Below are 14112 nucleotides of genomic sequence, written 5' to 3'. Positions count from 1 at the left end.
AACAGCAGAAAGGTGGCAGCACCGTGAGTGCTACCGAGGTCATGTCCGGTGTTGACAGTCGTGATCAGGTCATCGAGAAACTCCTCCACCCGCGCTCGATCGCGGTGCTCGGCGCTTCGGACAACCCCATCAAACTGTCCGGCAGGCCGGTGGACTATTTGAAGCGGTTCGGCTTCACCGGACGTATCCTGCCGATCAATGCCACTCGGACCGAGGTGCAGGGCCTGCCCAGCCATCGCAGCCTCGAGGATGTCGACGGCGACATCGACCTCGCGTTCATCATGTTCTCGGCCGAGCACGTGGCCGAAGGTGTGCGAGCTTGTGCCGAGCACGGCATCGAGGTCGTGATCGTGGGCGCGGCCGGCTTCGCCGAAGTCGGCGGCCGCGGTGCGGTCTTGCAGGAGGAACTGCAGGCCGCGATCGACGAGACCGGTGTTCGGGTGCTCGGCCCGAACTGCCTGGGCATGATGAGCGTGCGGGACCGGGCGATGGCGACGTTCACCTCGGCCCTGGACGAGGACGTCGACCTGCACGAGGGACCGGTGGCGTTCGTCAGCCAGAGCGGGGCGTTCGGCTCCTTCGTCTTCAGCGAGGCCCAGCAGTCGGGCGTGGGGATTTCGCACTACTTCAACACCGGTAACGAGGTCGACCTGTCGGTCGCGGAGATCCTCGGTGGTCTGGTGGAGTCCGAGCAGGCGCAGGTGCTGCTGGCCTACCTCGAGGGTGTGAGCCACGGACGGGAACTGCTGGACGTGGCCCGCCGTGCGCACGAGTCGAACAAGCCGCTGCTGACCGTGAAAGTCGGCCGCTCGGCCGCCGGCGCGCGCGCAGCGCAGTCGCACACCGCTTCTCTGGCCGGGGAGGACGCCGTCTTCGACGGGGCGATGCGGCAGGCCGGCGTGATCCGCCTCGACGGCACCGAATCCCTGCTCGACGCGGCGCAACTGTTCGCCACCGGCCGGCGCGCGCGGGGACGGCGGCTGACCACGTTGTCGTTGTCCGGTGGCGCCGGTGTCCTCATGGCGGACATGGCCAATGGTCACGGCGTCGAGGTCCCGACCTGGGAAGAGAGGTGGCAGCAGCGGATGGCCGAGGTGATCCCGACCTACGGGTCACCTCGCAATCCGATCGACCTGACCGCGACCTTGGTCAGCGATCCGGAACTGCTGCGACGTGGCCTGGAAGTCGCCGTGGAGCATCCGGACACGGACATGATCGCCGTCCTGCTCGGCAACGCGGACACCGGTTCCGAAGCGCTCATCGGCGCGATCGAGCAGGCACACCACCGCACCGATCGACCCTTGGTCGTCGTGTGGACCGGCGGCAGCGGCCGGCCCCGTCGACGGCTGCGGGAGCTCGGCATCCCGTGCTACACCGATGCGGGCCGTGCGGCGGCGGCGCTGGGAGTGCTCGCCGACTTCAGCCTCCGCCCACCGCTGTCGTCGGCTGAACGCCCCGCCGACATCGATGATGCCGTCGCCCGCGCTGTGATCGCGCGAGCACGGGATGCGGGCCGCAGCCAGCTCAACGAATACGACTCCAGCCGCGTGGTCGCGGCCTACGGCGTGCCGTGCGCGGGTGCGCTCTGCGTCGACACCCCCGACGGGGCGGTCTCCGCCGCTGCGGAGCTGGGTGAACCCGTGGCAGTCAAACTCTTGTCCGAGAGCATCGGGCACAAGAGCGACATCGGCGGTGTGCGCCTCGGTGTCTCCGGAGCCGAGTCCGTGCGAACCGCGGCCGAAGACCTGCTGGGCGTCGCCGGGAAGAACGGCGACAGCAGTGCACGCCTGCTCGTCCAGCGGATGGAACGCGCGGAGACAGAACTCATCGTCGGTATCAAGCACGACCCCTCGTTCGGGCCGGTCGTGGTTGTCGGGTTCGGCGGCGTCCTGGTGGATGTCCTCGCCGACAGTCAAGTCGGTGTGGCTCCGCTCGATCCCGACGCGGCCAAGAGGCTCCTGCTGTCACTCCGCGGAAGCCGATTGTTCGGCGCCGTCCGGGGGCAGCCGCCCCGTGACCTCGACGCGGCTGCGGACATCGTGGCCCGTCTGTCCTGGTTGGCCTTCGATCTCGCTGATGACATCACCGAACTCGACATCAATCCGCTGCTGCTGGGCGCCCACGGACACGGCGCGATCGCTGTGGATTGCCTGGCGGTACTCACGCACGGAGGGAAGGACCACGGATGACGAGCGAGACGAGGACCCGTGGCGACGCGGCTCCGGACGTGGTGTTCCGCGAGGGGCTTGCCCAGGGCGAACTGCGGTTCCAACGGTGCCGGTCCTGTTCGGCAGCGGTGTTCCAGCCGCGGGTGCTGTGTCCGTCCTGCGGAAGCGAGGAGCTGGGATGGCACCGCAGCGACGGTCACGGAACCGTCTACTCGACGACTGCGGTGCGTTCCCGCCACGGGATGCACAACGTGGTGCTGGTCGATGTCGATGAGGGATTCCGGATGATGTCGCGGGTCGACGACATCGAGCCCGACCAGGTCGTCATCGGATCCCGGGTCACGTTCGCCGTCGCCGACGACGAGGGGACGCCGGTTGCGGTGTTCCGGGAGGGAGAGCGCTCGTCATGAGCATGCGTGGCACCACTGCGGTGGTCGGGGTCGCCGAGTCCGACCTCGGTGAGGTTGCCTCCGGCCTGACGCCCTTGGACCTGGTCGGTCAGGCGACGGTGCGGGCCTTGGCTGACGCGGGAATCAGCAAGTCCGCTGTGGACGGACTGTTCACGGCCTCATCCTACTACCCCATGGCGGCCATGGACACCGCTGAGTACCTCGGCATCACACCGAGCTACCTCGACAGTTCAAACATCGGCGGCAGTTCGTTCGTCTCCCACCTGCTGCATGCGGCATCGGCGATCAACGCCGGGCTGTGCACGACGGTTCTGATCGTCTACGGCAGCACTCAACGCTCCGACGGGGGACGACTGGTCTCGCCGTCCAAGCCCAACCCGTATGAGGCTCCTTATTCTCCACGGTACCCGGTCAGCATGTACGCTCTGGCCGCTGCGCGGCACATGTACGAGTACGGCACCGCGCGTGAGCAACTTGCCGACGTCGCCGTGGCCGCGCGCGAGTGGGCCCGGCTCAACCCTGCTGCTTTCGCGCGCGAACCGCTGTCCCGCGAGGACGTGCTCGCGGCACGCATGGTCAGTGATCCGCTCACCACCCGGGACTGCTGCCTGGTCACCGATGGTGGCGGAGCGGTGGTGCTGACCGCGGCGGATCGCGCCCCCGACGGAGCAGCTGCGCCGGTGTACCTGCTGGGAGCGGGAGAAGCGAACTGGCACCGCAGCATCTCGGCCATGCCGGATCTGACGGTCACGGCGGCTGCCGAGTCCGGGCGTGCCGCGTTCGACATGGCTGGACTGACCGTGCAGGACGTGGACGTCGTCGAGCTCTACGACGCCTTCACCATCAACCCGATCCTCTTCCTGGAGGATCTCGGGTTTTGCACCAAGGGCGAAGGCGGTGCGTTCGTCTCCGACGGCCTGATCGCTCCGGGCGGCAAGCTCCCGGTGAACACCAACGGCGGGGGGCTGTCGTATTGCCACCCGGGAATGTACGGGATCTTCACCGTCATCGAAGCCGTCCGCCAGCTCCGCGGGGGTTGTGCTCAACGTCAGGTCGAAGGCGCCGAGGTCGCCCTCGCGCACGGCAACGGCGGAGTGCTCTCCAGCGAGGTCACCGCACTGCTCGGCACAGCGGACACGCTCTGAACGTCTCATCGGGAGATTTCATGTTGCAGCACAAGGTCGCCGTCATCACCCGCGACGCCACGATGCGGCTGCGACGCAACGTCCGGTGAGCAGCAGCGGCGCAACGCATCGGAGGCATGGACAGCGCGTCGGGGCGCCTCCATGCCTTCGGCAAGCGGGTGCGGGGTTCTGGGGTGCGGGGTTCTGGGCCGGTGGAAAGTGCCGTCGCGGAGCATCGCGAACAGCGCGCTGATGCGGTGGTGGGCGACCAAATCAGCCACTTCTCGTGCGCAAACGTGTTACTAGTGCACGAGGAGTGACATAGTATTGGGTGCAGTGTCTTTACATGATGAGCTGTGTTGCTCACAATGAGGACATGTCATACAGCTACGGGGGGCAGATTGAAGAAGTGGTCGGTGTCAATGGTCAAGGACGCGTGACGCTGCCGAAGGCCGTTCGGGACGCTGCCGGCATCGAGCCCGGCGCCACGCTCTACATCCACACGGACAGGAGCGGCGAGCTCGTCCTGGAAACCCGCCAAGCGCGGATCCGGCGCATCCGCGCGCTCGCGGCCCCCACGGACGGCAGCACGGGGGCGCAGTCCGACGAACTGATCGCCGAGCGGCGCGCCGAGGCCGCCCGCGAGGACCTCGCATGAGCGGCGTGCTCGATGCCTCCGCGCTGCTGGCCTGGCTGCGCAACGAGGACGGAGCCGAGCAGGTCGACGAGCACCTCGACGGCGGCGTCATCGGCGCTGTGAACCTCAGCGAAGCCGCGCAGAAGATCAGTCAGCACGGCGGTGACGGAAGCCGGGCAGCCACCGAATCCCTCGGGATGGGGCTGACCCTCACGCCGTTCGCCGGTGAGGACGCGCTGGCCACCGCCGAGCTGTGGCCGCGCACTCGCGAACACGGACTCTCCCTCGGCGACCGGGCGTGCCTGGTGCTGGCGCGCCGCCTCGGGCTTCCAGCGCTCACAGCAGACCAGGAATGGAGGAAGCTGGATCTCGACGTGGAGATCCAGCTGATCCGATGAGACATGTGCCAGCCGTCCGGGCAGAGCGCTGCGCGCGAGATGCACCGGATGCCTGGTAAGGAACACGGCATGAGCCGCCACTCAACCTGTGCTCGATTCCGACGCCGGCCACCAGAAGATGCTCGTCCGCGTCCAGGGCCGGCGGCCGCGCAACGACTCTGGTGGCGTCGTCGCGCCGAACCGGCGGCGTTGTGGTGTCGCCGTGACACGAGCCGCCGGTTCTGCGGGACGGGCGTGCTCAGGCCGGTCATGCGGAGCCGTTGCCGGGCAGGAGTTCACGGGAGCAGCGGGAAGCCGTCGAGGACCTGCTGCAGGTGCATCACTTGTCGGGGGAGGAATTCGGCGATGGTGAGCCCGACGACGTCGGCGGAGTCGTTGATGTCGGCGACGATGCGCCGCACTTCGGTGCTGGACAGCCCGCCTGGTACGGCGCCGAGGCCGAGGGTGACCTCGTTGCTGTCGACGGTGTCGACGTCGAAGTCACGGCCACGCGCGAGCAGCCGGTGGTCGCGATCCAGTCCAGCAACGGCTGGGTGGAGGCGCGGAGCTCGTCGGGGCTGAACGAGGTGACGCCCCATGCGGCGACGTTGCCGACGTCGTCGTCGGTCCAGGAGTGCAGTCCGGCCAGGGCGAACCGCTCCGGCGGCACGGTCGCGGGCAGCAACTGCTGCACCTCGGGAGCACCGTGGCCGGTCAGCACGGCAGCGGCCATGGCGTGATAACCGGGGTACTCGCTGTCGGGGGTACTCGCTGTCGGGGTGCGAGTCGATCCAGACCACGGCCAGGTCGTCGCCGTAGCGGTGGGCGAGCGCGGCGAACGGTGCCACGCTCACGGCGCACTCGCCGCCGAGCGTGGTGATCCGCGCCGGCTCGTGCTCACGAACGAGCTCCACAGCACGCGCGAGTTGCTCGACGACGACGGTTTTGGCCTCGATGCCGTCGCGTTCGGCCAGACCGTGGTCGGACATCGTCACCGGCACGGTCGCGGTGGGTCCCTCGTGCGGCGGCAGGATCGCGTCGAGCACGGTTGTGCCCACGGCATAGCCGCGGTGTGCGATCTCGAGCGGGAACTCGGAGGCGAATGCCTGCACGCTGGAGGTGCCGGCGCCCTGCCATTGCGGCCAGACCAGGCGCAGGTGGGCGTCATCGGAATGGGGGGCGCCAGCTGGCGACAGGTGGGGAGAGGTCATCCGGGGTCCAATCGGCGGAAACCCCGGCGTTCACGCCGGGGAGGAGCCGATCCCGAGTGGTTCCGGGTGACCAACCGAGAACGATCTCTCACGTACAAAGTTGCTAGCATGTAAGTATGAGTCGGACGCAGGTGAAGCGGGCCTACAAGTACCGCTTCTACCCAACAGAGCAGCAGCGCACCGAGCTGCTGCGCACGTTCGGCTGTGTCCGCAAGGTCTACAACCTCGCCCTGGAAGCCCGAACCCGCGCGTGGTTCGCCGAACAACGCCGGGTGAACTACGCGGAAACGTCGAAGCTGCTGACGGAGTGGAAACGCTCCGACGAGCTGTCGTATCTGGGCGAGGTGTCCAGCGTGCCGCTGCAACAAGCCTTGCGGCACCTGCAAACCGCGTTCTCGAACTTCTTCGGGAAACAGGCGCGCTACCCGCGGTTCAAGTCGCGGAAGAAGTCGCGCCAGTCGGCCGAGTACACCAAGTCCGGCTTCAAATGGCGTGACGGGCAGCTCACGTTGGCGAAGATGCGCGAACCCCTCGCCATCGTGTGGTCCCGCTTGCTTCCTGAGGGTGCGGAGCCGTCCACGGTGACCGTCTCCCGCGACGCGGCCGACCGGTGGTTCGTGTCGTTCCTGGTCGAAACCAGCACCGAACACCTGCCCGCGACGGACACGGCGGTCGGCGTCGACGCCGGGTTGGATTCGCTGGCGACCCTGTCGACCGGCGAGAAGATCACCAACCCCAAGCACGAACGCCGGGACCGGAAACTGCTGGCGAAGGCCCAGCGGGAGCTGTCCCGCAAGGACAAGGGCTCGAACAATCGGGCCAAGGCGCGGCGGAAGGTGGCCCGCGTGCACGCGCGAATCACCGACCGCCGCAAAGATCACTTGCACAAGGTCACCACTCGACTCGTCCGTGAGAACCAAACGGTCGTGATCGAGGACCTTCAGGTGCGCAACATGCTCGGCAACCATAGTCTCGCTCGCGCGATCAGCGATGCGTCGTGGTCGGAGTTCCGCACGATGCTGGAGTACAAGGCCACCTGGTATGGCCGCGAGGTGGTCGCGGTCGACCGCTGGTTCCCCTCCAGCAAAACGTGCTCCGCGTGCGGCCGGCTCGCCGAGGCGATGCCACTGCACCTGCGCACCTGGACCTGCTCCGGGTGCGGCACCACGCACGATCGCGACGTGAACGCCGCGACGAACATCAAGGCCGCCGGGCTGGCGGTGTCGGCCTGTGGAGCCGGTGTGAGACCTCAACGGGAGTCCTCCCGGACGGGGCAACTGGCTGGGAAGCAGGAACTTTCTGGCGCGAGCCGGAAGGGAATCCCCGCCCTTCAGGGCGGGGAGTAGTCAAGGAACGGTCCTCACTTGCAGAAGAGTCGGCTGTTCTCGTGCTGTGCTTCGATCGTGCTGCGATCGGGTGTCAGCCCGGGAGGTGGCGGTCACGCGGATCTCGACCCGCATGTTCGGATCCCAGGGCCGCAACGCCCACGTTGGTCCACACGGGAGGCTGGTCGGGCATGTAGCGACGCAGCAGCTCGGTCATGATCTCAGAGTTGGGCGATTGCGGCATAGAAGCCGCACCGGTCGGCGGGGTTGCTGGGGGTGGTGGGTCGCCAGTGCAGTGCGTCCACGAGGCCGGGTTCTGCCAGGGCAGCGTCCTCCAGGAGTGCGGCGATGCTGGCGCGGTCGCGCAGGTAGGCCGGCGTGTTGCTGTGCTGGTACACCTCGGCCACGGCCCGGTGGGGTGCGGCGAGTTCTTCGGTGGGCTGGTCGTCGCTGACGTGCGAAAGCACCAGGGCACTGCCAGCGGCGAGGGCGTGGCGGTAGCGGGCGAGGATCGTCCCGGGATCGTCGCGGTCGCTGACGAAGTGCAGCACTGCCACGCACAGCACGGCCACGGGCTGGTGCCAGTCGAACAGGTCTGCCACTCCCGGGGCGGTGAGCACTTGCTGCGGATCGCGCAGGTCGGCTTGGGTCACGGTCACCTGCGGCAGTGGGTGCAGCAGCCGGCGGGCGTGGGCCACTGCGACGGGTTCGATGTCGACGTAGGCGACGCGCGCGTCCGCGTCGCGGGCGTGGGCGACTTCGTGCACGTTGCCCTTGGTGGGGATGCCGGAACCGAGATCGAGGAATTGCTGGATCCCGTTGTCGAGGCAGTAGTGCACCGCGCGGGTGAGGAACGCGCGGTTGGCTTGCGCGCTGCGGGCGGTGTGTGGAAACCGGCTCAAAGCCTGTTCCGCGGCCTCGCGGTCGAGTGCGAGGTTCTGCGAGCCGCCGAGGTAGTAGTCGTACATCCGCGCCGCGTTCGGCCGGTCTAGGTCGGCGGCACCGGTGATGGCGGCCAACTCCTGCTCGAGCTGCGGCTCATCGGACATGGACGGCCTCCTGCGCGCGCGTCGGGCGGATGCGGCGGCGGTGTCACCGCCGCCTGGCACCAGCGAGGATGCCACGTCCGCGCGAAACGACAGTGGCCGCTGCAGGATACGTACTCGCGCCAGTGCGGATATCAGCGACGAATCTGCTCGTCGTGGACGTGTGCGGCGATGTCCTCGACCGGCTGACGCCCAGAGTTGCTGCCGGATGTGCTGCGGACTTGGGTGAAGTGTCCGCTCAAGCGGGAACACTTCACCGGTAGCCGGCGCGGGCGTCGTCGGGTCGCGCGGATCAGGCGAGGCCGGTCAGGTCGCGCAGGAACAGGCCGGGTGTGGGTTTCGGGGCGAACCACGTCGACTTCGGCGGCATCAGCAGGCCCGCGTCCGAGACCGCCATGATCTGCTCGATGCTCGGCGGGTGGGCGATGAACTGCACCGCTTCGTCGGCGGGGTGCCGGCAGTTCTCGGGCGCGCCGTTGCCGCACGAGATCGGCGCGATCCCGAGCTCGGGCAGCACTTCCTCGTCGAGGGTGACCACGTCCAGCGACGCGCGGACGTGCCCGTTCGCGCCGGACGGCCGCAGGCCCAGCCGGTAGCACTCGTCGGCGAAACGCACCACCACGACCCCCGGTTCCGGGACCGCGCTCGTGCACTCCTCCCACCACGCGGTCACGGGTAGCGACACCAGCTTCTCGAACACCCCGGCCGCGGACCCGCCGGGCACGGGCAGGCAGCGGTGGTAGCCGAAGATCCGCATCTCGTCGCGCGGAAACAGCGCGGCGAGCGTGAACGCGGCCGGATGGTCCGCGCCGAGGTGGTGGCGTCGCGTGGCGTAGTGCTCGGCCGCGGCCATCCGGTGGTGGCCGTCGGCGATGTAGAGGGCGTCCATCCCGCTGACGCCCAACTCGACCGCCCGCGCGAGTTCGGGATCCCGCCGGGCCCACACGGTGTGCCGGGTTCCGTCCCCGGTCGTGAGATCCACGTCGGGACCGGTCGGGGTGATCCGCTCGGTCACGCACCGCAGCGCGTCGTTGGGGGAGTGCGCGAGCGTCACGGGCATCTGCTCGATCCCGGACAGTTCGGTGAACTCGTCGAGCAGCCGCTCCCGCTCGGGCTGCGTGGCCTCGTGCCGTCGGACCCGCCCGGCCCGGTAGTCGTCGACGGACACCTCGACGACGACGCCGGTCTGCTCGTGCCCTCCTTCCGCGATGCGGTACACGACGACTGCCGCTTCGGGCAGGAGCGGGTACCGACCCGAGTTGAAGGACTCCCGGATCCGCGCCGCGTCACCCGGGTACTCACCCCACTGGCGGTCCAGCACCAGGCTGCGCGGCAGCCGCGCGGTGACCCCTGCGGCCGGGGCCTCGGTGCGCGGGGAGCTCATGACGCCTCGCTCATGGACAGGGGCGGCGCGAACTCGCGGGCCGCCTCCGAGTTGACGCAGTGCAGCACGGTGCCCGACGCGAACTCCTCGACCATGCGCACGACCTCGGCGGCCACCGCCTCCTGCGCCTGCTCGGTCGACGCTCCGATGTGGTGGGTGCCGTAGACGTTGGGGTGCGCGGCCAACCGGGAGTCGATGGTGCCGGTGCCGGTGCCGGGCTCGTCGGCGAAGACGTCGATCCCGGCCCGCACGCCCTTGGTGTCCATCGCCTCGATCAGCGCGTCCTCGTCGACCAGGTCGCTGCGCGAGGTGTTGAGGATGATCGCCCCGGGGGGAACCTGCTCCAGCAGGGCCCGGTCGACGAGGTGCCGGGTGGTGTCAGCGGCGGGCACGTGCAGCGACAACACGTCGCACGTGCGTGCGAGCTCGGGAAGGTCGTCGACGAAGGTGATCTCGATGGCCTGGGCGCGGTCCAGCGTTTCACGGTCGCGGCCGGGCTTGGCCACGGCGTGCACGTGCGTGCCGAAGGCCGCGGCCCGCTCGGCGAACGCGAGACCGATCTGACCCAGGCCGACGACGCCGACGTTGCGGCCGAAGAGCCCGCGCGTCTGGGAGTAGCGCTTCTTGTCCCACCGCCCGGCGCGCAGGTCGGCGACGTTGTCGGCAACGTTGCGATCGAGGCCCAGCAACAGCGCGAAGGCCAGCTCGGCGACCGCGATCGCGTTGCGCCCGGGCACGTTGGAGACGTGGATTCCCAGGCGGGAGGCGGCGTCGCGGTCGATGGTGTTGGTCCCCGAACCCGCCCGGACCACCAGGCGCAGGGCGTCGGCGGACTCCAGGGCCTCGGCGGTGACGCGGGTGCTGCGCACGACCAGCACCTCGCACCCGACGAGCCGGTCGGGCAGCTGGTCCGCGGTCGTGTCCGGCTCGTAGGCGCAGTCGTGCGCCTCGGCGAGCCGGTTCCGGTGCTCCTCGGGAAAGGAGTCGGCCACCAGGATCCTCATCGGCCCCTCCAGTGTCTTGCGAGACATCCGCACCCGGTCGGTACGCACGAGCGCCGGGTGGTCCTCCTGAAACGAACAGCGCGCCCCGCAGCTCGAGACCGGCGCAACGCACGAGACCAGTGTTGCTCATTGCGCACCCTATTGCTGATGACGCAATCGTGCGGGTGGCGCTTCGAGTGCGTCAACAACTCCTTCGGGGGGCGCACCGCTTCGCGCTCACGACCTGCGCTCTCGTCGCCATTCGCCCTCGGTGAGGAACTTGACCAGGTGTTCCTCCAGGGACGTGCGCTGGCGGGCCAGGCCAACCGGGCCGAGGTCCTCGCACTCGGTGCCGAACCGCACGTGCGGCATCCGGGGCCGCGAACGCTGAGCGAGTCCTCATTTGCCGCGAGCAGCTGCGCCGCCGCTGGCTCGGCCAGCGGCTCCGTCCGAGCTTGGACGTCTTCGAGCCGCGCAAGCGCCCCGAAGTCCGGCCTGGTCCGCGGTCAACAACATCGAGCCGGTCTTCACCCGACCAACGCCTCCTGGCTGAACTGGAGCGAGCCCGAGCACGCCGCCACGGGCTACTTCGCGCTGAACGACCACCGCAGTCACGATGAGCAGAAGGCAAAGTTGGTGATGGGAGTGCGACCTCGGTGGTATCGGATCCGGGGTCGGCATCTGATGGTCGTGATCGATCACTGCGCCGGTGTCGTGTTCGGACAGACGTTGTGGACAGTGAAACGCTGAAATAGCGCTATTGTCCCACTTTTCTGTCAAACCGTCAACATTATGGGCAGGTGGTGCTGGCCGCTCCAGGAGTGCGGCAGGCGCACGACCGCGCCCTCGGCTGGAGGGTCGCCCCCGTTCTGTATTTTGTCCGCGAGTTGCTTCACCTAGACGTGTATGGGAGGGCCCGATGGAGGCGGTCCTGGGTGTGCTCGAGGGCATCAGTGACTTCGTTTGGGGGCCGTACCTGCTGATTCCGCTCCTCCTGGGAACGGGGCTGTACCTGACCATCCGACTGGGCGGGCTGCAGTTCACCCGGTTCGCCCCGGCCATGCGATTGGGGCTCGTCAAGCGCAGGGATGCGGGTTCCGAAGGCGACATCTCCCAATTCCAGGCACTGACCACGGCGCTTGCAGCTACGGTCGGCACCGGCAACATCGTCGGCGTGGCCACGGCCATCGGCATCGGCGGACCCGGCGCCCTACTCTGGATGTGGGTGACGGGTCTTCTGGGGATGGTGACGAAGTACGCCGAGGGCTTCCTCGCCGTGCGCTTCCGCCGCACCGACGTCGCCGGCGAGAAGTCCGGCGGTCCGCAGCACTACCTCGAACACGGCATCAAGAACCGGTTCGGCAAGGTCCTGGCCCTGATGTTCGCGGTCTTCGCCGTTCTCGCCTGCTTCGGCATCGGCAACATGACGCAGGGCAACTCGATCGCCGCGAACGTCGCCTCCAGCTGGAACGTGCCGACGTGGGTGACCGGGATCGTCCTCACCGTGCTGGCGCTCGTCGTGCTCATCGGCGGCATCAAGTCCATCGGCCGGGTCACGGCCGCGCTCGTACCGGTCATGATCGTCTGCTACGTCCTCGGCGGCCTCTACATCCTGGTCGCCAACATCGGTGATGTGCCGAGCGCCTTGGGCGCGATCTTCACGCAGGCCTTCACCGGCACATCAGCAGTGGGAGGCTTCACCGGATCGGTTCTCATAATCGCCATCCAATTCGGCGTCGCCCGCGGGATGTTCTCCAACGAGTCGGGGCTGGGCTCGGGGCCCATCGCCGCTGCTGCGGCCCAGACGAACCACCCCGTCCGGCAGGGGCTCGTGTCGATGACGCAGACCTTCATCGACACGATCCTCGTCGTCAGCTTCACCGGGCTGACCATCATCACGACCGGAACCTGGTACGAAACCGACCCCGCCACCGGCGAGCAGCTCGATGCCTCGCTCATGACCGGCCAGGCCTTCACCCACGGATTGCCCGGGGAATGGGGCCACTGGATCGTCACCATCGGGATCGTCCTCTTCGCCTTCTCCACCCTGCTGAGCTGGTCGTACTACGGCGAACGCAACGTCGAACGGCTCTTCGGCCGGGCAGTGGTCATGCCGTTCCGCATCTTCTTCTGCCTCGTCGTCTTCGTCGGATGCACCGCGGAGCTCGAGGTCGTCTGGACGTTCTCCGATGTCATGAACGGGCTCATGGCTCTGCCCAACCTCATCGGCATCCTCGTCCTCTCCAACCTCATCTACCGGGAGACCAAGCACTACCTCAGGCACGACCCCAAGCTCGAAGCCGACAAGGCCACGATCGAGGCGTTCATGGCCGACCAGCCGGGCTGGGAGGAATGGAAGGCCGGCGACGTCGTCGGCTCCTCCCACCACAGGACCTCCCGCCGGGGCAGCGGTTCCGGACAGGGCCCGGCAAGCGGGCACGAGACGGAGGGATCGCCACGTCAGTAGTGGCACCCCGCGGGAAGCGCCGTCCCCGTTTCGGCGGGCCTCCGGCCAACTGTCCTATTCGGATCCGAAGCCGGTACCCGGTTCGCCCGCGCCGCCGCTTCGGTTTCCCGAAACCCAACGGGGACGAGGTCGCAGAGGGTCAACGCCGAGTGCGACCGCAGGGGCAACTCCGCGGCGCTCGTGCCGATCCGGTTCGAGCTGCCAGCTGCGAGACCTGCTGCAGTACCGTGCGAAGGGTGCGCCGCGTGTCTGCTGGCGAGATCTCGACATCGGGTTCCGGTGCGCCCGACGGGAACGTTAGATGTACCTGAGCGCTCCCATCGTTGCGCCCCCGGACACAGCAGAGAGGCTCACGTGGATTACGGAATCGACATCAGCCACTACAACCAGGTCGACGATTGGCACGCGGTTCGGGGCAACAACATCACCTACGCGTGCACGAAGGTGACCGAAGGCCGGACATGGGTCGATGACCAGGCGGGTGCGCACGTGGCGGGTGCGCGGAGCGTCGGCATCGTCACGGGCGGCTACCACTTCGCCCGGCCGGGCGGGATCGACCCGCAGGTGGGGCATTTCGCGTGGTGGTTGGGCCAGCACGGGCTGAAGGAACCGGGCAACCTGTGGCCGATGCTGGACATGGAAGACACCGAAATCCCCGATCCCAACGCGTTCATCCCCGAGTTCATCCGCCAGTTGCGTGCGGCAACGGGCGTGCCCGGGGTCCTCGTCTACGCCAACCTCAACTGGTTCCGAAACATCATCGACCCGAACCTGTGGGCCGGGGACGATGTGCTCTTGTGGATCGCTCGGTATAACGGCGATCCCGGCAATCCGGGATGGGGCCATCCTCGGCTGGCGCTGCACCAGCACAGCGCATCCGGCACTGTGCCGGGGATCCCCGGTGACGTCGACCGGAACGCCACCGTGGGTGACTGGGGCCTCGGCGCATTCACGATCTGAGCGTCGCTGCACCTGCGATA

The 14112-nt window shown here is 68.2% G+C and carries 13 protein-coding genes; 9 read left to right on the top strand and 4 right to left on the bottom strand.

Translation table 11 applies throughout. From position 1 onward, the window contains the following. Nucleotides 1-23 precede the first annotated feature (23 nt). The 5 genes from ACVGV2_RS12675 to ACVGV2_RS12655 all read left to right on the top strand — a co-directional run bounded on the left by ACVGV2_RS12675 (nucleotide 24) and on the right by ACVGV2_RS12655 (nucleotide 4737). Entirely contained in the window at nucleotides 24-2189 is a 2166-nt protein-coding gene (locus tag ACVGV2_RS12675; RefSeq protein ID WP_459162580.1) for an acetate--CoA ligase family protein, read from the top strand. After that, nucleotides 2186-2578 carry a Zn-ribbon domain-containing OB-fold protein gene (locus ACVGV2_RS12670; protein ID WP_459162579.1) on the top strand — a complete coding sequence of 131 codons (393 nt, stop codon included), beginning with the start codon at nucleotides 2186-2188 and terminating at the stop codon, nucleotides 2576-2578. Before ACVGV2_RS12675 ends, ACVGV2_RS12670 begins: the two co-directional genes overlap by 4 nt. Further along, nucleotides 2575-3723 carry a thiolase gene (locus tag ACVGV2_RS12665; RefSeq protein WP_459162578.1) on the top strand — a complete coding sequence of 383 codons (1149 nt, stop codon included), beginning with the start codon at nucleotides 2575-2577 and terminating at the stop codon, nucleotides 3721-3723. The genes ACVGV2_RS12670 and ACVGV2_RS12665 overlap by 4 nt, the downstream gene beginning before the upstream one ends. A 355-nt stretch (nucleotides 3724-4078) precedes the next feature. Then, the gene (locus ACVGV2_RS12660) at nucleotides 4079-4360 is read left to right on the top strand and encodes an AbrB/MazE/SpoVT family DNA-binding domain-containing protein (protein WP_459162577.1); all 282 of its coding nucleotides are present in this window, start codon (nucleotides 4079-4081) and stop codon (nucleotides 4358-4360) included. Beyond that, nucleotides 4357-4737 carry a PIN domain-containing protein gene (locus ACVGV2_RS12655; protein WP_459162576.1) on the top strand — a complete coding sequence of 127 codons (381 nt, stop codon included), beginning with the start codon at nucleotides 4357-4359 and terminating at the stop codon, nucleotides 4735-4737. Before ACVGV2_RS12660 ends, ACVGV2_RS12655 begins: the two co-directional genes overlap by 4 nt. Nucleotides 4738-5012: 275 nt before the next feature. On the opposite strand, the gene ACVGV2_RS12650 is transcribed toward ACVGV2_RS12655, so the two are convergent. Beyond that, nucleotides 5013-5927 carry an arginase family protein gene (locus ACVGV2_RS12650; protein WP_459162575.1) on the bottom strand — a complete coding sequence of 305 codons (915 nt, stop codon included), beginning with the start codon at nucleotides 5925-5927 and terminating at the stop codon, nucleotides 5013-5015. Between the two features lie 116 nt (nucleotides 5928-6043). Here ACVGV2_RS12650 and ACVGV2_RS12645 point away from each other — a divergent pair, with 116 nt between their 5' ends. Then, entirely contained in the window at nucleotides 6044-7273 is a 1230-nt protein-coding gene (locus ACVGV2_RS12645; protein ID WP_459162574.1) for an RNA-guided endonuclease InsQ/TnpB family protein, read from the top strand. A gap of 200 nt (nucleotides 7274-7473) precedes the next feature. Here the strand turns inward: ACVGV2_RS12645 and ACVGV2_RS12640 are convergent, their stop codons facing one another. The 3 genes from ACVGV2_RS12640 to ACVGV2_RS12630 form a co-directional block, all read right to left on the bottom strand. Further along, on the bottom strand, nucleotides 7474-8301 hold the full coding sequence (locus tag ACVGV2_RS12640; RefSeq protein WP_459162573.1) for an SAM-dependent methyltransferase: 828 nt from the start codon (nucleotides 8299-8301) through the stop codon (nucleotides 7474-7476). 289 nt (nucleotides 8302-8590) lie between these two features. Next, on the bottom strand, nucleotides 8591-9682 hold the full coding sequence (locus ACVGV2_RS12635; protein ID WP_459162572.1) for a DUF1015 family protein: 1092 nt from the start codon (nucleotides 9680-9682) through the stop codon (nucleotides 8591-8593). After that, a complete protein-coding gene (locus ACVGV2_RS12630) occupies nucleotides 9679-10686 on the bottom strand; it encodes an NAD(P)-dependent oxidoreductase (protein WP_459162571.1) in 1008 nt (335 codons plus the stop codon). The genes ACVGV2_RS12635 and ACVGV2_RS12630 overlap by 4 nt, the downstream gene beginning before the upstream one ends. 147 nt (nucleotides 10687-10833) lie before the next feature. Between ACVGV2_RS12630 and ACVGV2_RS12625 the strand changes: the two genes are divergently transcribed. From ACVGV2_RS12625 to ACVGV2_RS12615, 3 genes are all read left to right on the top strand, one after another. Next, the gene (locus ACVGV2_RS12625) at nucleotides 10834-11415 is read left to right on the top strand and encodes a hypothetical protein (protein ID WP_459162570.1); all 582 of its coding nucleotides are present in this window, start codon (nucleotides 10834-10836) and stop codon (nucleotides 11413-11415) included. Nucleotides 11416-11584: 169 nt separating this feature from the next. Beyond that, nucleotides 11585-13132 carry an alanine/glycine:cation symporter family protein gene (locus tag ACVGV2_RS12620; RefSeq protein WP_459162569.1) on the top strand — a complete coding sequence of 516 codons (1548 nt, stop codon included), beginning with the start codon at nucleotides 11585-11587 and terminating at the stop codon, nucleotides 13130-13132. A 354-nt stretch (nucleotides 13133-13486) separates the two neighbouring features. Beyond that, a complete protein-coding gene (locus ACVGV2_RS12615; RefSeq protein ID WP_459162568.1) occupies nucleotides 13487-14092 on the top strand; it encodes a glycoside hydrolase family 25 protein in 606 nt (201 codons plus the stop codon). Nucleotides 14093-14112: the final 20 nt, after the last annotated feature.

It is taken from the genome of Bounagaea algeriensis, assembly GCF_054491375.1.
Note: the sequence above shows the minus strand (reverse complement) of the source record. Positions and strands in the feature narration are given on the sequence as shown.